Genomic DNA, 23,621 nt, shown 5'->3' with positions numbered 1-23,621 from the left:
GCTACTCCCTCCCGCGCATCGGACTACCGGCCGAAGCCCGCCCTGCGCAACGCGTCGGCCATCGCGCCGCTGGGAGCGGGCGCGTTGCGGCGCTGGTTGCCGCCGCGGCCTTGGCCCTGAGTGCGGTTCTGGCCCTGCTGCCGGTTCTGGCCGTTCTGCCGCTGGTCGCCTCCGGATCGGCCGCCCTGCCCGCGCTGCCGGTTTTCGCCGCCCTTGGCGGGTGCGCCCGGCTCGTCGTCCAGGCGCAGGGTCAGGCCGATGCGCTGGCGCGCGACGTCCACCTCGAGCACCTTCACCTTCACCACGTCGCCGGACTTGACCACTTCGCGTGGGTCCTTGACGAAGTTGTGCGACATGGCCGAGACGTGCACCAAGCCGTCCTGGTGCACGCCGACGTCGACGAAAGCGCCGAACGCGGCCACGTTCGTCACCACGCCCTCGAGCACCATGCCCGGCTTCAGGTCGGCGACCTTCTCCACGCCCGCGGCGAACTCGGCGGTTTTGAACTCCGGACGCGGGTCGCGACCCGGCTTCTCCAGCTCGGCGATGATGTCGGTGACGGTGGGGACACCGAAGCGCTCGTCGGTGAAATCGCTCGCGCGCAGCGAGCGCAGCGCCGTGGTGTTGCCGATGATCTCCGCGATGCCGCGCCCCGTCGATTCGAGGATGCGCCGCACCACCGGATACGCCTCCGGGTGCACCGCGGACGTGTCCAGCGGATCGTCGCCGCCGCGGATGCGCAGGAAGCCCGCGCACTGTTCGAACGCCTTCGGGCCCAGGCGCGGGACGTCGAGCAGCGCGGTCCTGCTGCGGAACGGGCCGTTCTGATCCCGGTACGCCACGATGCTCTCCGCCACCGACCCCGCGATGCCGGAGACCCGCGACAGCAGCGGCACCGAGGCGGTGTTCACGTCGACGCCGACCGCGTTCACCGCGTCCTCGACCACCGCGCCCAGCGAGCGGGCCAGCAGCGATTCGGAGACGTCGTGCTGGTACTGGCCGACGCCGATGGACTTCGGGTCGATCTTCACCAGCTCGGCCAGCGGGTCCTGCAACCGCCGCGCGATCGACACCGCGCCGCGCAGCGACACGTCCAGGTCGGGCAGCTCCTGGGAGGCGTAGGCGGAGGCGGAGTACACCGAGGCCCCCGCCTCGGAGACCACGATCTTGGTGGGCTTGTTCTCCGGGATGCGCGAGATCAGCTCGGCGGCAAGGGCATCGGTCTCACGCGAGGCGGTGCCGTTGCCGATGGCGATGAGTTCCACGCCGAACCGGGCGACCAGCGCGCCGAGCACCGCCAGCGACTTCTCGGTCTGGCCCTGCGGTTTGTGCGGGTAGATCACCTCGGTGGCGACCACCTTGCCGGTGGCGTCGACCACCGCCACCTTCACGCCGGTGCGGTAGCCGGGGTCGAGGCCCATGGTGGTGCGGGTGCCCGCGGGGGCGGCCAGCAGCAGATCGCGCAGATTCGCGGCGAACACGTCGACCGCGTCCTTCTCCGCCGCCTGCCGCAGCCGCATCCTGGTGTCGATGCCGAGGCTGACCTGCAGCTTGGTCCGCCAGGCCCAGCGCACCGTGTCCAGCAGCCAGGCGTCGGCGGGGCGGCCGCGGTCGGCGATGCCGAAGCGAGTGGCGATGCGACCCTCGTAGACGGTGCGCTCGCCCGGCTGCGGCTCCTCGGTGTCGGGCTCGAGGTGCAGGGTGAGCACTTCCTCCTTCTCGCCGCGCAGCAGTGCGAGCACGCGGTGGGAGGGCAGTTTGTCGAACGGCTCGCTGAAGTCGAAGTAGTCGGCGAACTTCGCGCCCGTCTCTTCCTTGCCCGCGCGCACGGTGGAGGTGATCTGCCCGCGGCTCCACATCAGTTCGCGCAACTCGCCGACCAGGTCGGCGTCCTCGGCGAAACGTTCGACCAGGATGGCGCGCGCGCCGTCGAGCTGCTCGGCGGTGTACTGCGCCGGATCGGTGTTCGGATCCCCGATCAGGGCGTCGGCCACCGGCTCGTGCCCGGCCTCGCGCGCGATCTGCGCCTTCGTGCGCCGCTTCGGCTTGTACGGCAGGTAGATGTCCTCCAGCCGGGCCTTGGTCTCGGCGAGCAGGATCTGCCGGTGCAGCGCGTCATCGAGTTTGCCCTGGCCACGGATCGATTCGATGATCGCGGCCCTGCGCTCGTCGAGTTCGCGCAGATAGTGCAGCCGCTCCTCGAGCAGGCGCAGCTGCGCGTCGTCCAGACCGCCGGTGATCTCCTTGCGGTACCTGGCGATGAACGGCACCGTCGAGCCCGCGTCGAGCAGTTCGACGGCGGCGCGCACCTGGGTCTCGCGCACCGCGAGTTCCTCGGCGATGCGACGGTTCACGCTGGCTGGGCCCGCGGCGTCGGAGCGTGGCACGGCGGGTGTGGACTCTGCACTGGCAGTCTCGGGCGCTGTCGTCACGTCGGAGACACTACCGTCGCCGCCCGACAGACGGTCCACACCCAGGTGAACCGCGCGCATCTCAGCTGTCGTCCAGACCGAGCAACCGCCGCGACAGTTCCCGCATCTCGGCCTTGCGGATCTTGCCGGTCACCGTCATGGGGAATTCCTCCACCACGTGCACGTAGCGGGGGATCTTGAAGTGCGCCAGCTTGCCGGTGGCGAAGGCGCGCACGGCCGCGGCGTCCAACGGCGTTGTGCCCTCGCGCATCCGGATCCAGGCCATCAACTCCTCGCCGTACTTCGGATCGGGCACGCCGATCACCTGCGCGTCCAGGATGTCGGGATGGGTGTAGAGGAATTCCTCGATCTCCCGCGGGTAGACGTTCTCGCCGCCGCGGATGACCATGTCCTTGATCCGTCCGGTGACGGCCAGGTAGCCCTCGTCGTCCATCACGCCGATGTCGCCGGTGTGCATCCAGCGGGCGGCGTCGATCGCCTCCGCGGTCTTGTCCGGCTCGTCCCAGTAGCCGAGCATCACCGAATAGCCGCGGGTGCACAGCTCGCCGGGTTCGCCGCGCGGCACCGTGAGACCCGTCGCCGGGTCGACGATCTTCACCTCCAGGTGCGGTCCCACCCGGCCGACCGTCGCGGTGCGCCGATCGATGCCGTCGTCGCGCCGGGTCTGGGTGCTGACCGGAGACGTCTCGGTCATGCCGTAGCAGATGCAGACCTCGCGCATGCCCATCCGGTCGATCACCCGCTTCATCACCTCCACCGGGCACGGCGAGCCCGCCATGATCCCGGTGCGCAGCGTGGACAGGTCCGCGGCCGCCGAGTCCAGCGCGGCGAGCATGTCGATGAACATCGTCGGCACGCCGTAGAGCGACGTGCAGCGCTCGGCCTCGACCGCGGCCAAGGCCGCTTTCGGGTCGAACGACGGAGCCGGGATCACGATGGCCGCACCGTGACTGGTGCCGGCCAGGTTGCCCATCACCATGCCGAAGCAGTGGTAGAACGGCACCGGAACGCAGATCCGGTCCCGCTCGGTGTATCCGCACAGTTCGCCGACGAAATAGCCGTTGTTCAAGATGTTGTGGTGACTGAGCGTGGCTCCCTTGGGGAATCCGGTTGTGCCCGAGGTGTATTGGATGTTGATCGGGTCGTCGGCCGACAGCAGCGCGCCCAGCCCGGCGAGCCGGTCGGCGTCGACCGCGGTGCCGGACAACGACTCCCACTCCGGTGTGCCGAGCACGACCACCTGCGCCAGCGCGGGACAGTTCGGCCGAACCTGCTCGATCATCGCCACGTAGTCCGACGACTTGAACCGCTCGGCCGCGATGAGCATCCGCACGCCCGCCTGCCGCAGCACGTACTCCAGTTCGCCGGTGCGGTAGGCCGGATTGACGTTGACCAGGATCGCGCCGATCTTCGCCGTGGCGTACTGCACCAGGAACCACTCCGCGCAGTTCGGCGCCCAGATGCCGACCCGGTCGCCCTTGCCGATGCCCTGCCCGGCGAGGCCGCAGGCCAGGGCGTCGACCGCGGCGCCGAGCGCTCGGTAGGTCCAGCGCCGTCCGGTCGGCCGGTCCACCAACGCTTCGCGATCCGGGAACGCCGCCACCGTGCGATCGAGATTGCCGCCGATGGTGTCGCCGAGCAGCGGGACGTCCGACACGCCGGAGGCGTAGCTGGGCTGGGGCAGCGCGGCCGAGGTCATCGGGCACCGCCCTGCCGCAGCACGAACCGCTGCACCTTGCCGCTGGGCGTCTTCGGCAGACTCGCCACGAAGTGCACCTTGCGCGGGTAGGCGTGCGCGGCGAACTTGCGCTTCACCAGGCTCTGTAGCTCGGCTTCCAGCTCGGGACCGCCCACGGCGCCGTCGCGCAGCACGACGAACGCCTCGAGCACTTCGCCGCGCAGTTCGTCCGGCATGCCGACCACGGCCGCCTCCGCGACCTGCTCGTGCAGCACGAGCACGCTCTCCACCTCGAACGGGCCGATGCGGTAGCCGGCCATGATGATCACGTCGTCGTCGCGGGAGGAGAAACGGAAGAAGCCGTCCGCGTCCTGCGAGCCCGCGTCGCCGGTCAGGTACCAGCGGCCGTCGGCGGTGTAACGCTGTGCGGTGCGTTCCGGAGCGTCGAGGTAGCCGAGGAACCACAGCAGCGGGCTGCGTCGGGTGTCGATCGCCACCCGGCCCAGTTCGCCGGTGGGAGCGACCGTGTCGGCGTCGTCGGCGAGCACGGCGCAGGTCCAGCCCGGCAGCGAGCGCCCCATCGATCCGGCGGGGGTCTCGGTGTCGAGGTCTTCGTGCCAGGCGTTGCAGATGACCATGCCGTGCTCGGTCTGGCCGTAGTGGTCGCGCACCGCGACGCCCAGGTACTCGACGGACCAGGCGACCACTTCGGGGGTGAGCGGTTCGCCCGCCGAGGAGGCGCGGCGCAACCGGGAATGCACCGGCGGCGTGGCGCCGTCGGCGCGCAACGCTCGATACACCGTGGGGGCGGCGGCGAAGTTGGTGACGCCGAACGTCTCCAGCACCTGCCAGGTCAGCTGGGCCGAGAAGCCCGCGTGCAGCAGGATGCTGCGGATGCCGGTGGCCAGGGGACCGAGGATGGCGTAGTACAGCCCGTAGGCCCAGCCCGGATCGGCGGCGTTCCAGAAGACGTCGTCGGGCCGGACGTCCAGCGCGAATTCCTGGTAGGCGTGGAAGGAGGCCAGCGCGCGCAGCGGGATCGGGACGCCCTTGGGCGTGCCCGTGGTGCCGCTGGTGAACAGTTGGACGAGCAGTCCGTCGCCGCCCACCGCGACCGGGTGAGCCTGCGGGGAGGCGGCCGTATGACTGTCGAGCAACTCGTCCATCCGCAACGCCCCCTCGGGCGCCTCGGCTCCGGCGACGATCAGCCGCCAGGCCGGGTCTTCGGGGAAATCGGGGCCGGGCGCCAGCTTCGGCGCCTGGTCGGCGTCGGCGATGACGACCGACGTGCGGGCGGCGTTCACCCGCAGGGCGATCGCGGGCGGAGCGAAGGCGGTGAACAGCGGAACGTGCACCGCGCCGCGGCGCCAGATGCCGAGCAGGGCGACCACCAGGTCCGCCGATTTCGCCATCAGCGTGGCCACCCGGTCACCGGGTTCGACGCCGAGTCCGGCGAGTGCCGCGGCGAAGCGGGCCGAGCGTTCGCGCAGTTCGCCGTAGGTGAGGTCGGTCGAGGAAAGGTCGGTCTCGACGATGGTGAAGGCGACCCGGTCGGCCGGGTGCCGATCGCACAGCAGGTCCGCCGCCGACGCGTCGGCGCGGTCGTAGCAGTCCAGCAGTTCGCGCACCCGCTGATTCAGATCGGTGCCCATCTTCAGTTCTCCTCGTTCTGTGATCCAGCGCAACCCGGGTGTGCAATAGGATGTGGGTCACATCCCACCGCCCACTACCCCCGAAAAGGGGTGAGTCCCGTGACCCACACCGCCTTGCTGCGTCCGCGCGACAGCGACGCGCTGCGTGCCGAGATCCGCTGGGTGGCGAGCACCGCGGGCGTGCCGGTGGCGTTCGGGGGCGAAGTGCACGGCGACGCGCTGCTGCTGACGGAGTTCTTCGGCACGCTGACCAACGGCCTGCGCGGCCTGGCCGTGGCGCGGGCTTCGGGGCTGGGCGGCCGGGTGATGGAGTCGGGACGGCCCGCCGCGGTCTCCGACTATCGCCGCGCCTCCTCGATCACCCACGACTACGACGGGCCGGTCTCCGGTGAGGGCATCCGCTCGGTGCTCGCCGTACCCGTGGTGGTGGACCAGCGCTCCCGCGCGGTGCTCTACGCCGCGACGCGCGGCGCGAGCCCGCTGGGCGATCGCACCGCGGATCTCGTCGTCCAGGCCGGGCGCAGGCTGGCCACCGAGATCGCCGTGCGCGACGAGGTCGACCGCAGGCTGCGGATGCTCGAGGTCACCGCCCCGTCGGCGGCGGCGGCGGCGCCTGCGATCACGGAGGAACTCCGCGACATCCACGCCGAACTGCGCGGCATGGCCCGTTCCGCCGAGGACGACCGGCTGCGCGGACGGCTGCACGCGGTCTGCGAACGACTCACCCGGGTCATGACCGGCGAGCCGCGGCCGGACAGCCCGAAGCTGTCCCGCCGGGAGCTGGACGTGCTGTCCCAGATCGCCATGGGTTGCACCAATCAGGAAGCGGCGCAACGACTCTCGCTCGGCCAGGAGACCGTGAAGAGCTACCTGCGCAACGCGATGGTCAAGCTCGACGCGCACTCCCGGCACGAGGCGGTGGTCGCCGCCCGCCGCCACGGCTTGCTGCCGTGAGACGCGGCGGGCCCGGTCACGGCTCCGGCGGAGATGAGTCCTTGTAGGGGGCGTTGTGCGACACACCGGCGCTGAGCCCGATCTCGCGGAGGGTCACCGCCTCGACGCCGCCCGCGTCCGAGCAGCCGGACCGCCGAATCGAGCAGCACTGAGCGGGCGTCCGGCGGCTTTGCGCAGCCCTGTCGCGGCACACTCCCAGCCGAATCTGCGGCCGTCCGAACCGCACGACCAGGCTCCGCACCATACGTGGGCCGACGGGCGTGGGGAGTGGGCCTATCGCCCTGGTCCGGCCGTGTCGTGGTCGGCCAGCAGGTCAGGACGGCGTTCGCGGGTCCGCGCGAGGGATTGCTCGCGTCGCCACGCGGCCACCTTCGCGTGGTCGCCGGACAGCAGGATCGGCGGGACGTCGAGCCCGCGCCAGGAGACCGGGCGGGTGTAGCTCGGACCTTCGAGCAACCCGTCGGAGAACGAATCCTCTTGATGGGACTGCTGATTGCCGAGCACGCCGGGCAGCAACCGGACCACGGCCTCGGTCATCACCAGCACCGCCGCCTCGCCGCCGATCAGCACGTAGTCGCCGATGCTGACCTCCTCCACCCGGACGCGGCGGGCTGCGTCGTCGAAGACGCGCTGGTCGATGCCTTCGTAGCGGCCGCAGGCGAAGACGAGATGCCGCTCGGCGGCCCAACGGCGCGCCGTGGCCTGTGTGAACGGCACGCCCGCCGGCGTTGGCACCACGAGCAGCGCGTCATCGGGACACACCTCGTCGAGCGCGTCGCCCCACACGGTCGGCTTCATCACCATGCCGGGCCCACCCCCGTACGGGGAATCGTCGACCGACTTGTGCACGTCATGGGTCCACCGGCGCAGGTCGTGCACCGTGAGCGAGATCAGCCCCTTGTCGATCGCCTTGCCGAGCAGCGCCGTGCGCAGCGGCTCCAGGTACTCGGGGAAGATCGTGACGACGTCGAGTTTCATGCCTGTCTCCTAGCGCCGCCGGGCCGCACGTCGCAGGCCGGGGCGGGCGCGATCGGGCACCGTCTCATTCCGGGTCGAGCAGACCCTCGGGCGGATCGATCACGATCACGCCATCGGCGAGCGACACCATGGGCACGATGGCGGTGACGAACGGGATCAGGATCTCCCGCCCGTCGTCCGCGGCGCGCACCTCCAGCAGCTCACCGGCCGCGGAGTGCAGCACTTCACGGACGGAGCCGACCACGGTGCCGTCGGTGAGCCGGACCTCCAACCCCTCCAGCTCGTGGTCGTAGAACTCGTCCGGGTCCTCGGAAGGCGGAAGGTCGGCACTGTCGACCAGGAACAGCATGCCGCGCAGCGCGTCGGCTGCGGTGCGGTCGGCCACCCCGGCCAGAAACACCAGAAGCCGGCCCGAGTGCTCCCGGGCCGACTCCACGGTGAACTCGCGAACCTGCGTCGCGCGCGGCAACCGGCCGCGCAACCTGGCGCCCGGCGCGAAACGCGCCTCCGGTTCGTCGGTGCGCACCTCGACGACGAGTTCGCCGCGCACGCCGTGCGACTTGGCGACCCGTCCGACGACGAGTTCCATCTACTGGTCGGTGTCGACCACGTCGACCCGGATGCCACGGCCGCCGATCCCGGCGACGAGGGTGCGCAGCGCGGTCGCGGTACGTCCACCGCGTCCGATCACTTTGCCCAGGTCGTCGGGGTGGACGTGCACCTCGACCGTGCGTCCGCGGCGGCCGGTGATCAGCTCGACGCGGACGTCATCGGGATTGGCGACGATGCCGCGCACCAAGTGCTCGACGGCATCGGCGACGACGGCGCTCACTGCTCCATCACCTCGCGACGCGACTCACCCGTCGTTGGGGCCGGTCTACGAACGGCCCGCGACGGGTATCCGATGGACGGGTATCGCCCGTTCATTACTCGGCGGCCCCGGCCTCGACGCCCTCTTCGGCGTCCTTCTTGCTCTTCTTCTTGGGGGTGACCGCCTCGGCGACCGGCTCGTTGTCGGCGGCGGCCAGCGCGGCGTTGAACAGGTCCAGCTTCGACGGCTTGGCCGGCTTGACCTTGAGGGTGCCCTCGGCGCCCTCGATGCCCTTGAACTTCTGCCAGTCGCCGGTGATCTTCAGCAGCTGGAGGACCGGCTCGGTCGGCTGCGCGCCGACACCCAGCCAGTACTGCGCGCGCTCGGAGTCGATCTCGATCAGCGAGGGCTCTTCCTTCGGGTGGTACTTGCCGATGGACTCGATGGCCCGGCCGTCCCTGCGGGTGCGGGCGTCCGCGACGACGACGCGGTACTGCGGGTTGCGGATCTTGCCCAGGCGGGTGAGCTTGATGCGAACAGCCACTGCTGATCTGCCTTTCGTTGGTTGGTCACGACGCAATTCGGCGACCCGCATGGTCTGCGAGCCCGGTTTTGCGCTTTCGAGTGTGTGACCGCCGCGCGGTACGGAACCGGAGACGGGCTGACACTTGTCCGGAAGGACGGTGGTCCATTGTGCCAGACGAGGCGATCACGCCAGAAATCGCGTCCGGCTCGCCCATGACGATCGGCGCGCCTCGGACTATCCCGGTGCGGTCGCGATGAGCGCGCGGGTGGGCACCCAGGGGCCGCCCCACCACATCCGCCACCCCACCGGCCGGTGGATCAGACCGGTCGCGCCGTTCGCCGCCAGGACGGCGCGGTACTGCCTGGTGTTGCCGATATCGACGATGACCAGTTTGCCGCCGGGACGCAGCACCCGGCATGCCTCCCTGACCGCCGAGGCCCGGCCCTCGGCGGTCTTGATGTCGTGGATCGCCAAGCTGGAGACGACGACGTCGAACACGCCGTCGGGGAACGGCATGTCGGTCATGTCGCCGGTGCGCAATTCGATCCGATCGGCGACGTTCTCCGCCAGCGCGTTCCGCTCCGCGGTAGCGGGGGTGTTCCCGCAGTGGTCGGCCGAGCACCACAGATCCAGGCCCACCGCCCGCCCGGCGGGCAAGCGGCGCGCGGCGGCCAGCAGCACCGCCCCGCGGCCGCAGCCCATGTCGAGCAGGTGTTCGTCGCCACGCAGTTCGAGGTCGTCGAGCAGGCGCGCCCAGACCCGGAACTTGCCCCGGCGGGTCGCGTGCAGGAACAACCCGAACTGCGTGGCCAGCACGACGCCGATCAGCAGGAGCAGCAGGCTCGGACGCAATTGCTGGAACAGCGCCACCACCAGAGCTGCGGCGAGATACCCAACCGCGAGAACTCCCAGCAACAACAACACCGACGGCGCGTCGACACCGTACGACGCGCGCCACGGAGGGGCTATCATCGCCCGATCATAACCAGCGCCAACCGCATTCGAGCCCGGTTCTCGCTCGTCAGCGCACCAGCGGAGCAAAGGTGCGTCCGGCCAGCTCGACCGCGCCCGGTTCGTGCCCGTTGAACACCATGTTGATGATCAGCCCGTCGACGCCGTGGTCGAGAACGCGGGTCCGCAGCTGCTCGGCAACCTCGTCGGGCGTGCCGACGAACTGGCGGTCGGCCGGACTCTGCGCACGCTCGGCGTCCGACAGCTCCGACAGGTCGATTCCCATGCGGCTCAGGTAATCCCGCTGCTGCTTGCGCACCAGGTCACCGTCTTCGTCCATCATGACGAAGCACAGGTAGCTGGTCTCCAGGGTCTGCGGATCCCGGCCGACCTCGGCACACCGCGCCCGCAGCGCCTCGAGTTTGCGCGGCAGCTCGGAGGCGTTGCAGATGATGTTGAGATGGTCGGCGAAGCGGGCGGCAAGGCCGAAGGTCTTCTTCTCACCGCTGCCGCCGAGCAGGATCGGCAGATCATCGCGCACGCGCGGCTCGTTCATCGCGTTCTCGACCCGGTACCACTTGCCCTCGAAGGTGGGCCGCTCGCCGCGCAGCATCGGCTGGATGATGTGCAGCGCCTCGTCGAGCCGCTCGAAGCGGTCGGTGAAGGTCCCGAACTCGAAGCCGAGCGACCGGTGCTCGAGTTCGAACCAGCCCGCGCCGATGCCGAGCACGGCGCGGCCACCGCTGACCACGTCCAGCGTGGTGACCGTCTTGGCGAGCATCGCCGGATTGCGGTAGGTGTTGCCGGTGACCAACGCCGACAACTGGATTCGCTGCGTCGCGGTGGCCAGGCCGCCGAGGGCGGTGTAGGCCTCGAGCATCGGCTCGTCGGGCGTGCCGATGCCGGGCAGCTGATAGAAGTGGTCCATGACGAAGGCCGTATCGAAACCGGCGGCTTCGGCCTCTCTGGCCTGCGCGATCACCGTGGGGAACAGCTCACGCACCGACTTGCCGTAGCTGAAGTTGGGCATCTGATATCCGAGGCGAATTGTCACGAAATCCGACCTTACGCCGCTTCCGTATACGCGCGGGTGAGCCGCGGTGACGCGTTATCGATGGCCGGTGACCGGACCGTGCCCGCCGTACACGCGTCCGCGCAGGACGACGGCGTACGGTGTGCTGAGCGTCTCGGGGTGGGTGCGCGGATCCTCCTCGTAGACAACGAGATCGGCGGGAGCGCCGTCCTCGATGCCGGGCCGCCCGAGCCAGGAGCGAGCCTGCCAGGACGCCGCGCCGAGTGCGTCGTGGCCGGACAGGCCCGCGGCGGCGAGCGCGGAGATCTCGTCGGCGATGCGCCCGTGCCGGATGGAGCCGCCGGCGTCCGTGCCCGCGAAGATCGGCACGCCCGCCTCGTGCGCGGCGGCGACCGTGCCGCGCACCCGACGGTGCAGATCGCGCATGTGCGCCGCGTAGACGGGGAATTTGCCCGCGCTGTCGGCGATGCCGGGGAAGGTGTCGATATTGATCAGGGTGGGGACCAGCGCGGTGCCGTGCTCGACCATCATCTCGATGGTCTCGTCGGTGAGACCGGTGCCGTGCTCCAGGCAGTCGATGCCCGCGTCGATGAGGCCGGGTAGCGCGTCCTCGCCGAAGACGTGCGCGGTGACCCGTGCGCCGTTGGCGTGCGCGGCGTCGATGGCCTGTTTCAAGATCGCGTCGCTCCACAGCGGGCGCAGGTCGCCCACGGAGCGGTCGATCCAGTCGCCGACGATCTTCACCCAGCCGTCGCCCAGGCTGGCCTGCTCGGCGACGATCTCCGGGAGGTCGCGTTCGTCGTCCAGTTCGATGCCCAGTTCGCGGATGTAGCGCTTCGGGCGGGCGATGTGGCGGCCGGCGCGGATGATCCGAGGCAATTCCTCGTGGTCGTCGATGAACCGGGTGTCGATGGGCGAGCCCGCGTCGCGCAGCAGCAGGGCGCCCGCGTCGCGTTCGGTCTCGGCCTGCGCGACGGCACCCGCTCGGTCCTCATGGCCGCCGCCGTACCGGATCCCGACGTGGCAGTGGGCGTCGACCAATCCCGGCACGATCCACCCTGCGCCGCATAGTGTTTCGGCTCCGGGCACCGGATCGAACGACACCAGGCCGTCGCGTACCCAGAGGTCGCGCATCTCGCCTTCGGGCAGAACCACACCGCGTAGATGCACGGCAACCTCCTGGAACTCGTCGGCGGCCTCCAACCTACTGTCCGCTTCTCCGATCGGTCATCCGAGCGGGGAACGGCCGCGAAGCCCGTCCGGCAGGCCGCTCGGCCTCGCCGCGCGACCGAGCCGCGAAGCAGAGCGCAGCGCCGCCCACGAACAGCGCGGGCGGCGCGAGCGTCCTACTTCTTGGGGAACTTCAGCTTGCTGAGATCGAAGCCTTCGAGGCCGGGCGGCAGCTGGTCCAGACCGGCCGGCATGTCGGACAGGTCTGGCATCCCGGCGGGCAGGCCGGGCATGCCGCCCATCCCCGGGAAACCGCCGCGCACCTTCGGCGGCGTCGGGCCCCGACCGCCCTTCTTGCCTTTCTTGCCCTTCTTGGCGTTGCCGCGGCGAGCGCCGGGCAGCCCCATCTGGCGGCCCATCATCGCCATCATCTTCTTGGCCTCGAAGAAGCGGTCGACGAGCTGGTTGACCTCGGAGACCTGGACGCCGGAGCCGTTGGCGATGCGCAGGCGGCGGGAGGCGTTGATGATCTTGGGATTCGCCCGTTCGGCCGGGGTCATGCCGCGGATGATCGCCTGCACGCGGTCGAGCTGCTTGTCGTCGACCTGCGCGAGCACGTCCTTCATCTGGCCCGCGCCAGGCAGCATGCCCAGCAGATTGCCGATCGGGCCCATCTTGCGGATGGCCAGCATCTGGTCGAGGAAGTCCTCGAGGGTGAGCTCGCCGCTGCCGATCTTGCGGGCGGCCTCCTCGGCCTGCTTGGCGTCGTAGACCTGCTCGGCCTGCTCGATCAGCGTGAGCACGTCGCCCATGCCGAGGATGCGGCTGGCCATGCGATCGGGGTGGAAGACGTCGAAGTCCTCGAGCTTCTCACCGGTCGAGGCGAACAGGATCGGCACGCCGGTGACCTCGCGGACGCTCAGCGCCGCACCGCCGCGGGCGTCGCCGTCGAGCTTGGTGAGCACCACGCCGGTGAAGCCGACGCCGTCACGGAACGCCTCGGCGGTGTTCACCGCGTCCTGGCCGATCATGGCGTCGAGCACGAACAGGGTCTCGTCGGGCTGCACGGCGTCGCGGATGCCCGCGGCCTGGCGCATGAGTTCCTCGTCGATGCCGAGACGGCCCGCGGTGTCGACGATGACGACGTCGTACTGCTTCTGGCGCGCCTCTTCCACACCGCCGCGGGCCACGTTCACCGGATCGGCGGCGGAGATGCCGAGCGGGTTCTCACCGCCACCGACCGAGGTGCCGGGGTGCGGCGCGTAGACGGGCACGCCCGCGCGCTCGCCGACGACTTGCAGCTGGGTGACCGCGCCGGGACGCTGCAGGTCGCATGCCACCAGCAGCGGCTGATGCCCCTGCCCCTTCAGCAGTTTCGCCAGCTTGCCCGCGAGGGTGGTCTTACCGGAACCTTGCAGACCGGCCAGCATGACCACCGTCGGCGGATTCTTGGCCAGGTTCAGCCGCCTGGTCTCGCCGCCGAGGATGCCGATGAGCTCCTCGTTGACGATCTTCACGACCTGCTGGGCCGGGTTCAGCGCGGCGGAGACCTCGGCGCCCTTGGCGCGCTCCTTGATCCGCCCGATGAATCCGCGCACCACGGGCAGCGCGACGTCGGCCTCGAGCAGGGCCAAGCGGATCTCGCGACAGGTGGCGTCGATGTCGGCCGGTGACAGACGCCCCTTACCGCGCAGATCCTTGAGGGCACCGGTAAGCCGGTCGGACAGGGATTCGAACACCGATCGCGCTCCTGATCTCGGGGGACGTCACATTCTCTCCCAGGGTAATGGGATCGCCCGCGTGTTCGCGCAGGCGGTGCGTCCTTCCCGGCGCGGCGGGGCTCGCTAGTCGAGCACGCGACGGCGCGGCCTGGCCGTTTTGCGGTAGTCGTGGTTCTCCTCGGCCACCATGAAGACCGCCTCGTTGGCGGTCAGGCCCAGCTCCAGGGCCAGTCCGTCGAGCAGGGCCCACTCCGCCGTGCTCGGGATGGGCGAGCAGGCGACCGTGGAGGCGATCGTCATCGCGGTCACCGCCTGCCGCCCGGTCAGGGTGCGACCGGGAAGCCAGGAGACCACCCACCGGTCGCCGCCGACACAGCGCGCCATGTGGGTGGTCTCGTCACTCGTCATCGTGGACGCCGAAACGACCTCAATTGCCATCGACCTGCTCCCCTCGTGCTCGCGACAGCCGGACGCCCTAGATCGTATGGGGCGGTCGCGAGCCGAGAGTCGGGATGCAGCAAATATTGCGCAACAGAATTATCACCGGATAAAAGTGCTGCTAATCCTGATTTTCCGAATCCGAAGCACCGTCTGCTGGAGGTTTCGGCGCAGTTCTGGGAACCACCGCGAGAATCGCTTTCCCGATCGCTTCCCTGCGCGCGGGGCCGTCCTCGGTCCCCAGATCGAGGCAGAAGCTGTCGACCACCGCCGACCCCATCGTCACCACCTTGGCCCAGCGGACGTCGGCTCCGCAGCCTGCCAGCTCCGCGGCCAGCCTGCTGAGCAGGCCGACCCGGTCCTCGGCACGCAGTTCGAGGATGGCCTGTCCCGGCGTCGAGGTGTCCGACCAGATCACTCGCGGCTGGGCCCGCGCGTACCGGCTGCGGCCGATGGTGTCCGCCTCGCGCTCACGTTTGGCCAGCGCCGCGGGCACGTCCAGGTCACCGGCCGTGGCCCGGATCAATTCCTGGCGCAGCAGCCCCGGGTCGGGCGGGTCGCCGAATTTGGGGGCGACGACGAAGGTGTCCACCGCGGAGGAGCCTTCGACACCGAGCGCGGCCGACAGCACGCGCAGCGAATGCAGCGCGAGCACACCGGCGGCGTCGGACAGCAGTCCGGAGCTGTCGGGCGCGATGACCGTGACGACATAGGTGTGTTTGCTCTCGCCGGGCTTCAGGTCGACGTGCACACCGCCCGCCCTGGCCTTCTCGACCAGTTCCGGTGCGATCGGCTCCGGGGTCGGCAGCTGGTCACCCGCCATGACCAACCGACAGCGCCGGACGAGTTCGCCGATCAGCGACGCCTTCCAGTCGCCCCACACGCCGGGACCGGTGGCCTGTGAGTCCGCCTCCGCCAGCGTGTGCAGCAGTTCCAGCAGTTGCGGATCGCCGTCGAGCGCGTCGACGACCGAACGCACCGTCTCCGGATCGGACAGATCGCGCCGGGTCGCGGTTTCCGGCAGCAGCAGGTGGTGGCGCACGACCGCGCTGAGCGTGCGCACGTCCGACGGCCACAGACCGAGGCGGCGGCCGATGTGGGTGGCCAGTTCCGCGCCGACCACGCTGTGGTCGCCCGCGCGGCCCTTGCCGATGTCGTGCAGCAGCGCGCCGAGGGCGAGCAGGTCGGGCCTGGCCACCCTGGTGCTCAGACCGCCCGCGTAGGCGACCGTCTCCATGAGGTGGCGGTCGACGGTCCAGATGTGCTGGACATCGCGCGGCGGCAGATCGCGCACCGCGCCCCACTCCGGCAGCAGCCTGCCCCATAGTCCCGTCCGGTCGAGCGCTTCGATCGCGTCGATCGTGCCGCGGCCCGCGCCCAGCAGCACCAGCAAGTCGTTGAGGGCGTCCTTGGGCCACGGCTCGCGTAGCTCGGGGGCGTCCTCGGAGAGCCGGTTGAGCGTGGTGGCCGACATCGGCAGGCCGGTCTGCGCCGACGCCGCCGCGACGCGCAGGATCAGTCCAGGGTCGCGCTGGGGGCGGGCGTCTCGCGCCAGCACGACCTCGCCCGCGTGCTCGACAACGCCTTCGTCCAGCGGCCTGCGCACCGGCATCCGGCGCAGGCGCGCCAACCCGCGCCGGGGCAGGGCGTTGGCCGCGGTGCGCAGCCCGACGTCCACGGAGTAGCTGACCGTCCGGGCCGAATCGCTCAGGGTGCGCGCCAGGTCGAACCGGTCGCCGATGCGCAGGGCCGCGCCGATCTCGTCGGCGTCCTGGGCGCGCAGCTGGTCGCGGGCGCGGCCTGCCACGCGGTGCAGTTCGGTGCGCACGTCCAGCAGCCGCCGGTGCGCCTGCTTCAATCCGCCGCCGGGCACGTCCGGTCCGAGGCCGGGCATCGCGTCGGTGAGCTGGGCGATGGCCAGCGCGTCCAGCAGCTGGATGTCGCGCAGGCCGCCACGCCCGTTCTTCAGGTCGGGCTCGGCGCGGTGGGCGATCTCGCCGTTGCGCTCCCATCTGGCCTGGGCTTGGGCGATGAGCTCGTCGAAGCGGGAACGGATGCCGGTGCGCCACTCCCGGCGCACCCCGCCGATCAGCAGATTGCTCAGTTCCTGGTCGCCGACGATGTGCCTGGCCTCCAACATGCCGAGCGCGGCGATCAGATCGTCCGCGGCCACCCGCAACGCCTGCGGAACGGTGCGCACACTGTGGTCGAGTTTGATGTGCGCGTCCCACAGCGGATACCAGAGCTGGTCGGCGACCTCGGCCACCCGGGCCGGGTCGACGTCGTCGTGCAGCAGCACCAGATCAAGATCGGAGTACGGCAGCATCTCGCCGCGCCCGAGGCCGCCGACGGCCACCACGGCCAGGCCGCTGTCGGGTGCGATGCCCAGTTCGGCGCCCTTGCCGGTGAGCCAGAGTTCGTAGAGGTCGACCAGCGCCTGACGCAGCGACTGGGCGTCCAGCCGTGGATTGCGCGGCTGGCCGCCGTCGAGCAGTTGGGTTCGCGCGCGGACCAGGTCGGCCGCTCCGTTGGACACCTTGCCGCCGCCTTGTCCGGTGACCTTCCGGTCACCGTCGTGCTCGTACTGACTTGCCACAACCCACCGCCCATTCATGCGCGCGGCCCCGCCCCGACCGGGAGCTCCGGTGGGAGCGGGGCCGCCGCTCGACTCGATTTTCCGCTACAGCGCGTCGGTGCCGCGTTCGCCGGTGCGCACCCGGATGATCGATTCCACCGGGGTGACCCAGACCTTGCCGTCGCCGATCTTGCCGGTGCGGGAGGCCTCCACGATCACCTCCACGACCTTGTCGACGGAGGCGTCGTCCACGACGACCTCGACACGGACCTTCGGCACGAAATCGACGGAGTACTCCGCGCCGCGGTACACCTCGGTGTGGCCCTTCTGCCGGCCGTACCCTTGGACCTCGCTGACGGTCATGCCCAACACACCCGCCTGCTCGAGACCGGACTTGACGTCCTCGAGCGTGAACGGTTTGACGATTGCGGTGATCAGTTTCATGTTCGTCATGCCTCCTTGACGGCCGAACGTGCCGTGCTACCCAGAGCGGCGAAGTCGTAGGCGGTTTCCGCGTGCTCGGACTCGTCCAAGCCGACCGACTCCGCTTCCTCGCTCACGCGCAGCCCAATGGTGAACTTCACGATATAGGCAATGATCAGGGTCGCGACGAAGGAGAAGGCAAGCACCACACCGGCGCCCACCGCCTGTCGCCACAGCTGATCGAATCCGCCGCCGTAGAGCAGACCGGTCTTGGCCGCACCCGCCTCGGGCGCCGCGACGAAACCGACCATCAGGGTGCCGACGATGCCGCCGACCAGATGCACGCCGACCACGTCGAGCGAGTCGTCGAAGCCGAACCTGAACTTCAGGCCGACCGCGAGGGCGCACAGCGCGCCCGCGACGACGCCGATGGCGAGCGCGCCGAGCACGTTCACCGAGGAACACGACGGGGTGATGGCGACCAGACCCGCCACGATGCCCGAGGCCGCGCCCAGCGAGGTGGGCTTGCCGTCGCGGATCTTCTCCACCAGCAGCCAGGCCAGCATCGCGGCGCAGGTGGCGATGGTGGTGGTGACGAAGGTCGAACCGGCGAGGCCGCCGGAGGTCACCGCGGAACCGGCGTTGAAACCGAACCAGCCGAACCACAGCAGACCCGCGCCGAGCATGACGAACGGCAGGTTGTGCGGGCGGAACGGGGTGGTCGGCCAGCCCTTGCGCTTGCCGAGCACCAGCACCAGGGCCAGACCGGCCGCACCGGCGTTGATGTGCACCGCCGTGCCACCGGCGAAGTCGACCGCGAGCAGTTTGTTGGCGATCCAGCCGCCCTCGTGCACGACGTTGCCGTCGGCGTCCTTGACGTCGAAATCGAACACCCAGTGCGCGACCGGGAAGTAGACCACCGTGGACCAGATGCCTGCGAACAGCAGCCACGCGCCGAACTTCAAGCGGTCGGCGACCGCACCCGAGATGAGGGCAACCGTGATGATGGCGAACATCAGCTGGAAGGCGACGAAGACGGTCGCCGGAATCGTGCCGGCGAGCGGGATGTTCACCGCTTCGGTGGTGACCGAGCCCGCCGCGTCCTTGACCTCGGCGACGGAGTTGCCGCCGATCAGGCCCTTGAGGCCGAAGAACTGCGTCGGATCACCGATCAGGCCGAAGGTGTTGTCGCCGAAGGCCGTCGAGTATCCGTACAGCGACCACAGGACGCCGACCAGGCCCATGGCGCTGATGCTCATCATGATCATGTTGAGCACGTTCTTCGACCGGACCATGCCGCCGTAGAAGAAAGCCAGGCCCGGCGTCATCAGCAACACCAGCGCCGAGCTCGCCAGCATCCATGCGGTGTCACCGGTATCCGGTGCACCGGTAAGTGGAAAAGCCACTTTAATGTCCTCCTCATCTCGGGCCCAGCCGATTCCGGCAAATGGACCTGAACAGAAGGGTCCTAACTCGGTGTTTCATCCGTAGAGCTGCCGTGTTTCACCTACGTGAACGGATGGCACAGCCGTGTTGCCACTACGTTTCGTCACCTACACCGCGGTGTTCGCGGCGCTGTGAGCACGCTTTTCGTGAATCGGACATTCGTTACCGCACAGGATGAGTCGGCAAACTTCCGGGGTGTGACCGCCCTCGCACCGCGGGCGGCGTCGACCCAGGAGCGCACGCGGCGCAGCCGGTGGGCAGAACGCCGCGCGCGGCAACCTCTTCGGGCCGGACTCGGGATCGGGACGGCTCTAGCCCAGCAGTGCGTCCACGAACGCGGCGGGCTCGAACGGAGCCAGGTCGTCGGCGCCCTCGCCGAGCCCGACCAGCTTCACCGGCACGCCCAGTTCGTGCTGGACCTGGAAGACGATGCCCCCCTTGGCCGTCCCGTCCAGCTTGGTCAGCACCACGCCGGTGATGTCGACCACTTCGGCGAACACCCTGGCCTGGGTGAGTCCGTTCTGTCCGACGGTCGCGTCCAGCACGAGCAGGACCTCGTCGACGGCGGCCTTCTTCTCCACCACGCGCTTGACCTTGCCCAGCTCGTCCATCAGGCCCGTCTTGGTGTGCAACCGCCCTGCCGTGTCGATCAGCACCGCGTCCACCCCGCGCTCGACGCCCGCGGCCACCGCGTCGAAGGCGACCGCGGCCGGGTCGGCGCCCTCACGACCGCGGACGGTATCGGCGCCGACCCGCTCGCCCCAGGTCTGCAACTGGTCCGCCGCCGCGGCGCGGAAGGTGTCGGCCGCGCCGAGCAGCACCCGGCGGCCGTCGGCCACGAGCACCCGGGCGAGCTTGCCGGTGGTGGTGGTCTTGCCGGTGCCGTTCACGCCCACCACGAGCAGGATGGACGGGTGATCGGGGTGCGGCAGCGCGCGCACCGAGCGGTCCAGCTCCGGGCGCAGCTGCTCGATCAGCACGTCGCGCAGCACGGCACGCGCCTCGTCGGTGGTCCGCACGCTGCGCGCCGCCATCTCCGCACGCAGCCGGGAGACGACGGCCGTGGTGCTCGCGGTGCCGAGGTCGGCGAGCACGAGGGTGTCCTCCACCTCTTCCCACGAGTCGTCGTCCAGGTCGCCGCCGCCGAGCAGGCCGAGCAGGCTCTTGCCGACCGCGTTCTGCGAGCGCGACAGCCGTCCGCGCAGCCGGACCAGGCGGCCCGCGGTGGGCTCGATCTCCTCCAGCGCGGCGGGCGCCTCGACGCCAGCGGGCGTGTCGGGCGCGACGATCTCGGTGGTGACGCCGGTGTCCGGGCCCGCGGTGCCGGTGACCGGCTCGGCGGTCGTGTCCTGAGCCGGGGCCTCCGGGGCCTCCACCGCGTCGCTGTCCTGCGGCACCGTCTCCGGCCCGGCCTCCGCTTCGGTGGCCGGCTCGACGACTTCCGGCGCGGGGGCCGCCTCGGTGACGTCGGCATCCGGCAAGGGAACGTTCGTGATGCCGCGTTTGGGCGCGTCGCGCGGTATCGCGGCGTCGTCGCCGACGTGCGGCTGTCCTTCGGTGTCGGTGCGCTCGACCGGTTGCGGTTCGGTCGCCGTGCCACCCCGGCTGAAGGAGAATCCGCCGGACGCGGTGTAGCCACCGGACCGGTCGGTCAGCTCCTTGTCCTGCGTGGGCGGCGTCAGCGACACGCGGCCGCGCTTGTACCGGACGAATCCGGCGACGAGCACGACGAGCAGCAGTGCGGCGACCGCGGCGATCAGGATCCAGACTTCGGGACTCACGCGGACCATCCTTGCAGACCGGTCGTCACGGGATCGGCCCCGAGCCGCACCCGGCGCGCGAGTCGCGCGCCGGGGCCGACGGCGCGAAGTCGGCGAACATCGCAGGTACCGGGCCGTGGGCCGGTGCGAGCGGGCACCGACACAGCCCTCCAGATTTCTTGTCCTGCGGAACTTCTCGCGAAGGGACAATAGGATCGGCGACGTGACCGATCGAAACGTGCTTGGGGGGCCGCTGGAAGAGTGCGGCACCGATCCTCTCACCGGCTTCTACCGGGACGGCTGCTGCAGTACCGGGCCGGAGGATCTGGGCAGCCACACCGTCTGCACCGTTGTCACGGCAGAATTCCTGGAGCATCAGGCTTCCATCGGAAACGATTTGAGCACACCCCGTCCGGAGAACAATTTTCCCGGTTTGCAGCCGGGGGACCGGTGGTGCGTGGTCGCCGTGCGATGGCTGCACGCGCACGAGGACGGCGTCGCCGCGCCCGTGGTGCTGGCCGCCACACACGAGAACGCCCTGGAAGTGATCTCGATGGACATTCTGCGCAAGTACGCCGTCGACGTGCCCGACGACGTCAGCGACCTGCTCTGAGCAACCGGTAACCCCTTCCAACCGGCGGCGAGCGCCGCGCGGATCACCGGCTCACCCGGGGATCACGAGCCGGGGTCCGATCGGTCCGTGGCGCAGCCGAGCATCCGATGGCACAAATGCGCCATTCGGGCTCAGCGTGCCGCCGCGACCCGTCGGCGATGCGCCTTCTGACGGCACGCGGCCGAGCAGTATCTGGCCCTGCGGCCCGTCCCGGCCCGGGGCACCGCCGCCCGGCACACCGGGCAGCGATCCGCTTGGCTTTCGTTACGCTCCTCAGTTTCGTTACGGTCTTCGGTGTCGCCCTCCCGTTTCGTCACCACCGGTCCGACCGGCCCCGCGCGCAGCGCGTCCAGCACGATCGCGGCGGTACGGTCGAGGCCGCCACTGGCCTTACGGAGCCGTTGGATCGCGACGCATCCGGTGAAGATGGCGAGCACGTCGTCGAGTTCGATGTCGGCCCGGACCGCCCCCTCCCGCTCGGCCGCGGCGAGCAGAGCCGCCACCGCACCGTGGAATCGCACCCCCGCGCTCTGTACCAGCGCGCGCGGCCAACCGTCGTCGGACTGAACGAGGTCGCACAGCGCCTGGTTGTCCGGGGTCGTGGCGATCACCGCGGTGCAGAAGTCGAAGAAGGCGGCGCCGGGATCGGGTGCGGCGAGATGGTCGGCGGCCAGCTTCGCCAACCGGTCGATGCGCTGTTGCATAACCGCTTCCAGCAGTGCGCTTTTCGTGGGGAAGTGCCGGTAGACGGTGCCCGCGCCGACACCAGCCCTGCGGGCGACCTCGACCAGTGACACGGAGGCGCCCTGTTCGGCGAAGGCGCGCTGCGCGGCCGCCAGCACGAGGGCGCGATTGCGCCGGGCATCGGATCGCGACATCCCGCCCGGAGCGAGCGATGCGGTCATTTCGTTACGGCCTTCCGATAAGCAGCCTGGTCGATCGGGTGGCGCGACCCGTATCGTCCGAATCCGGGTCAACCAACCCGATTCTACCGAGCAGAGAAGGCGGAGTATGCCCCCTCAGCACAACCTCATCCTGGTCACCGGGGCCACCGGCAAGCAGGGCGGCACGACCGCCCGGCGACTGCTGGCCGACGGCAGGGCGGTGCGCGCGCTCGTCCGCGACGCACACGCGCACGCCGCGCAGGAACTGGCCGCGGCGGGCGCGGAACTCGTCGTCGGCGACTTCGACGCCCCCGAGACCTTGCCCGCGGCGCTGGCCGGTGTCAGCGGCCTGTTCCTGGTCCCGCCCGCAGCCTACGGTCCGGAAGGCTGGGACGTCGACTTGGAGGCCGCGCGCGGCGAAGCGATCGTCGAGGCCGCACGTGCGGCCGGGGTGCGGCAGATCGTGTTCACCGGCATCGCCTCGATGGGCGACAGCACCTCGTGGGGCGCGACGGGTAAGAAGCGCATCGAAGACGCGATCATCGCCAGCGGTCTGCAATACACCCTGCTGCGCCCGGTGCGCTTCATGGAGAACTACCTGCTGCGCACGTCACCCGTCGACGGCATCGAAGACGGCGTGCACCGGCACCTGTTCCCGGCCGAGGGGCCGATGAAGGTGATCGCCGTCGCGGACATCGGCGACATCGCCGGTCTGGCGTTCGCCGACCCGGATCGCTTCCACGGCCGCGTCCTCGAACTCGCAGGTGACGTGCTCGTCCCGCCCGTGGCCGCGGCGGCGATCAGCGCGGCCACCGGTCATCGAGTCAGCTACCACGAAGTCGGCGAAGCCGAGGCGGACGCGATCGGCGCGGAGATCGGCAATACGTGGCGGCTCATGCGCCACACCGGCGGCTGGAGCGCCGACGTCGACGAGATCCGCGCAATCCATCCCGGGCTGCGGACATTCGACGCCTGGCTCGCCGAAACCGGTGCGGCGCAGATCAAAGCGCTGCTCGACCACGAAAGCTCCGATAAGGCTGGGTGATCGGGGTCGGATTCGCGGTTCGGGGATCCCGTCGCACCGTGGCGTCGCGTACGAGCCGGATCACATGAGACGACTCGCTGTCGCCGGCGGCCCCGGAGCTGAGGGGTCCCCCACCGAGGCCGTAGCCGCCGAGAGACCGAGCGTCGCGGCCGAACCACGCGGGACCCGAGCTTCCCGATGGGGGGGGGCGATCGTCTCGTCCGTGGCCGCGTGGTGAAAAGGCCGCACCGAGAAGCGGGGCGGACCGGTGCCGGTGCCGGTGCCACTGGGCGCAGGCCCTGCTCACCGGGGTTGTCGAGCGGCGAGGCGTACGCTCGGCACGGTGGAAGGCATGCGCAGACGATCCGGCCGCGCCCGGCGCGATCCGGTCGGCGCGGAGGTCGACGAGATATTCGGCCCCTCGCGCAAGCACATCCACGAGCGCAAGGAATGGGTGGCGATCGCCAAGGTCGACGATCGGATCTCCGGTGACGACCCACTGGTCGACCTGGACTCCGGCACCGTCACCCTGCCCGCACGCCGGAGCTGACC

Annotated in this window: 21 protein-coding genes; 4 read left to right on the top strand and 17 right to left on the bottom strand. The window is 70.2% G+C overall.

Annotated elements, in window-relative coordinates; genetic code table 11:
* Positions 1-23 precede the first annotated feature (23 nt).
* From U3653_RS12260 to U3653_RS12250, 3 genes are all read right to left on the bottom strand, one after another.
* Complete coding sequence (locus U3653_RS12260) at positions 24-2,432, bottom strand: Tex family protein (RefSeq protein ID WP_323124211.1); 2,409 nt, start codon at positions 2,430-2,432, stop codon at positions 24-26.
* 61 nt (positions 2,433-2,493) lie between these two features.
* Complete coding sequence (locus tag U3653_RS12255) at positions 2,494-4,131, bottom strand: AMP-binding protein (RefSeq protein ID WP_195078713.1); 1,638 nt, start codon at positions 4,129-4,131, stop codon at positions 2,494-2,496.
* Positions 4,128-5,762, bottom strand: a complete 1,635-nt coding sequence (locus U3653_RS12250) for an AMP-binding protein (protein ID WP_195078712.1) — start codon at positions 5,760-5,762, stop codon at positions 4,128-4,130. The genes U3653_RS12255 and U3653_RS12250 overlap by 4 nt, the downstream gene beginning before the upstream one ends.
* A gap of 99 nt (positions 5,763-5,861) precedes the next feature.
* Here U3653_RS12250 and U3653_RS12245 point away from each other — a divergent pair, with 99 nt between their 5' ends.
* Positions 5,862-6,716 carry a LuxR C-terminal-related transcriptional regulator gene (locus U3653_RS12245; protein ID WP_195078711.1) on the top strand — a complete coding sequence of 285 codons (855 nt, stop codon included), beginning with the start codon at positions 5,862-5,864 and terminating at the stop codon, positions 6,714-6,716.
* Positions 6,717-6,989: 273 nt separating this feature from the next.
* On the opposite strand, the gene trmD is transcribed toward U3653_RS12245, so the two are convergent.
* The 13 genes from trmD to ftsY form a co-directional block, all read right to left on the bottom strand.
* Positions 6,990-7,694: a tRNA (guanosine(37)-N1)-methyltransferase TrmD gene (gene trmD, locus U3653_RS12240; protein WP_195078710.1), complete on the bottom strand. Its 705-nt coding sequence runs from the start codon at positions 7,692-7,694 to the stop codon at positions 6,990-6,992.
* A gap of 64 nt (positions 7,695-7,758) precedes the next feature.
* Positions 7,759-8,283 carry a ribosome maturation factor RimM gene (gene rimM / locus U3653_RS12235; RefSeq protein WP_195078709.1) on the bottom strand — a complete coding sequence of 175 codons (525 nt, stop codon included), beginning with the start codon at positions 8,281-8,283 and terminating at the stop codon, positions 7,759-7,761.
* On the bottom strand, positions 8,284-8,526 hold the full coding sequence (locus U3653_RS12230) for an RNA-binding protein (RefSeq protein WP_011210690.1): 243 nt from the start codon (positions 8,524-8,526) through the stop codon (positions 8,284-8,286).
* 94 nt (positions 8,527-8,620) lie between these two features.
* Entirely contained in the window at positions 8,621-9,049 is a 429-nt protein-coding gene (gene rpsP / locus U3653_RS12225; RefSeq protein ID WP_195078708.1) for a 30S ribosomal protein S16, read from the bottom strand.
* Positions 9,050-9,265: 216 nt separating this feature from the next.
* Positions 9,266-10,003, bottom strand: a complete 738-nt coding sequence (locus tag U3653_RS12220) for a class I SAM-dependent methyltransferase (protein WP_195078707.1) — start codon at positions 10,001-10,003, stop codon at positions 9,266-9,268.
* A gap of 49 nt (positions 10,004-10,052) precedes the next feature.
* The gene (locus tag U3653_RS12215) at positions 10,053-11,036 is read right to left on the bottom strand and encodes an LLM class F420-dependent oxidoreductase (RefSeq protein WP_195078706.1); all 984 of its coding nucleotides are present in this window, start codon (positions 11,034-11,036) and stop codon (positions 10,053-10,055) included.
* 54 nt (positions 11,037-11,090) lie between these two features.
* Entirely contained in the window at positions 11,091-12,149 is a 1,059-nt protein-coding gene (locus U3653_RS12210; protein WP_195078929.1) for an amidohydrolase family protein, read from the bottom strand.
* Between the two features lie 212 nt (positions 12,150-12,361).
* Complete coding sequence (gene ffh, locus U3653_RS12205) at positions 12,362-13,924, bottom strand: signal recognition particle protein (protein ID WP_195078705.1); 1,563 nt, start codon at positions 13,922-13,924, stop codon at positions 12,362-12,364.
* A gap of 105 nt (positions 13,925-14,029) precedes the next feature.
* The gene (locus tag U3653_RS12200; protein ID WP_067808803.1) at positions 14,030-14,344 is read right to left on the bottom strand and encodes a hypothetical protein; all 315 of its coding nucleotides are present in this window, start codon (positions 14,342-14,344) and stop codon (positions 14,030-14,032) included.
* Between the two features lie 121 nt (positions 14,345-14,465).
* On the bottom strand, positions 14,466-16,880 hold the full coding sequence (locus tag U3653_RS12195) for a [protein-PII] uridylyltransferase (RefSeq protein ID WP_195078928.1): 2,415 nt from the start codon (positions 16,878-16,880) through the stop codon (positions 14,466-14,468).
* A 144-nt stretch (positions 16,881-17,024) separates the two neighbouring features.
* Complete coding sequence (locus U3653_RS12190) at positions 17,025-17,363, bottom strand: P-II family nitrogen regulator (RefSeq protein ID WP_040868325.1); 339 nt, start codon at positions 17,361-17,363, stop codon at positions 17,025-17,027.
* Positions 17,364-17,368: 5 nt separating this feature from the next.
* Positions 17,369-18,748: an ammonium transporter gene (locus U3653_RS12185; protein ID WP_323124210.1), complete on the bottom strand. Its 1,380-nt coding sequence runs from the start codon at positions 18,746-18,748 to the stop codon at positions 17,369-17,371.
* 351 nt (positions 18,749-19,099) lie between these two features.
* Positions 19,100-20,578, bottom strand: a complete 1,479-nt coding sequence (ftsY, locus tag U3653_RS12180; RefSeq protein WP_195078704.1) for a signal recognition particle-docking protein FtsY — start codon at positions 20,576-20,578, stop codon at positions 19,100-19,102.
* A gap of 193 nt (positions 20,579-20,771) precedes the next feature.
* On the opposite strand from ftsY, the gene U3653_RS12175 reads away from it, so the two are divergent.
* Complete coding sequence (locus tag U3653_RS12175; protein WP_019048221.1) at positions 20,772-21,161, top strand: DUF2237 family protein; 390 nt, start codon at positions 20,772-20,774, stop codon at positions 21,159-21,161.
* Between the two features lie 131 nt (positions 21,162-21,292).
* Here U3653_RS12175 and U3653_RS12170 read toward each other — a convergent pair whose 3' ends face one another.
* Positions 21,293-22,138, bottom strand: coding sequence for a TetR/AcrR family transcriptional regulator (locus U3653_RS12170; RefSeq protein ID WP_323124209.1), 846 nt, complete (start codon positions 22,136-22,138; stop codon positions 21,293-21,295).
* 34 nt (positions 22,139-22,172) lie between these two features.
* On the opposite strand from U3653_RS12170, the gene U3653_RS12165 reads away from it, so the two are divergent.
* Together U3653_RS12165 and U3653_RS12160 are read left to right on the top strand one after the other, a co-directional pair.
* Positions 22,173-23,090 carry an NmrA family NAD(P)-binding protein gene (locus U3653_RS12165; RefSeq protein WP_195078703.1) on the top strand — a complete coding sequence of 306 codons (918 nt, stop codon included), beginning with the start codon at positions 22,173-22,175 and terminating at the stop codon, positions 23,088-23,090.
* A 331-nt stretch (positions 23,091-23,421) separates the two neighbouring features.
* A complete protein-coding gene (locus U3653_RS12160) occupies positions 23,422-23,619 on the top strand; it encodes a hypothetical protein (RefSeq protein WP_195078702.1) in 198 nt (65 codons plus the stop codon).
* Positions 23,620-23,621 lie beyond the last annotated feature (2 nt).

This window comes from Nocardia implantans (assembly GCF_035544775.1).
GTDB lineage: Bacteria > Actinomycetota > Actinomycetes > Mycobacteriales > Mycobacteriaceae > Nocardia > Nocardia implantans.
Note: the sequence above shows the minus strand (reverse complement) of the source record. Positions and strands in the feature narration are given on the sequence as shown.

Coding starts and splice junctions, on each gene's coding strand:
- U3653_RS12190 (WP_040868325.1), bottom strand. CDS start 17,363: ATGAAACTGATCACCGCAATCGTCAAACCGTTCACGCTCGAGGACGTC.
- U3653_RS12220 (WP_195078707.1), bottom strand. CDS start 10,003: ATGATAGCCCCTCCGTGGCGCGCGTCGTACGGTGTCGACGCGCCGTCG.
- U3653_RS12250 (WP_195078712.1), bottom strand. CDS start 5,762: ATGGGCACCGATCTGAATCAGCGGGTGCGCGAACTGCTGGACTGCTAC.
- U3653_RS12165 (WP_195078703.1), top strand. CDS start 22,173: ATGCCCCCTCAGCACAACCTCATCCTGGTCACCGGGGCCACCGGCAAG.
- ftsY (WP_195078704.1), bottom strand. CDS start 20,578: ATGGTCCGCGTGAGTCCCGAAGTCTGGATCCTGATCGCCGCGGTCGCC.
- U3653_RS12200 (WP_067808803.1), bottom strand. CDS start 14,344: ATGGCAATTGAGGTCGTTTCGGCGTCCACGATGACGAGTGACGAGACC.
- U3653_RS12255 (WP_195078713.1), bottom strand. CDS start 4,131: ATGACCTCGGCCGCGCTGCCCCAGCCCAGCTACGCCTCCGGCGTGTCG.
- rimM (WP_195078709.1), bottom strand. CDS start 8,283: ATGGAACTCGTCGTCGGACGGGTCGCCAAGTCGCACGGCGTGCGCGGC.
- trmD (WP_195078710.1), bottom strand. CDS start 7,694: ATGAAACTCGACGTCGTCACGATCTTCCCCGAGTACCTGGAGCCGCTG.
- U3653_RS12160 (WP_195078702.1), top strand. CDS start 23,422: ATGCGCAGACGATCCGGCCGCGCCCGGCGCGATCCGGTCGGCGCGGAG.
- U3653_RS12210 (WP_195078929.1), bottom strand. CDS start 12,149: ATGCGCGACCTCTGGGTACGCGACGGCCTGGTGTCGTTCGATCCGGTG.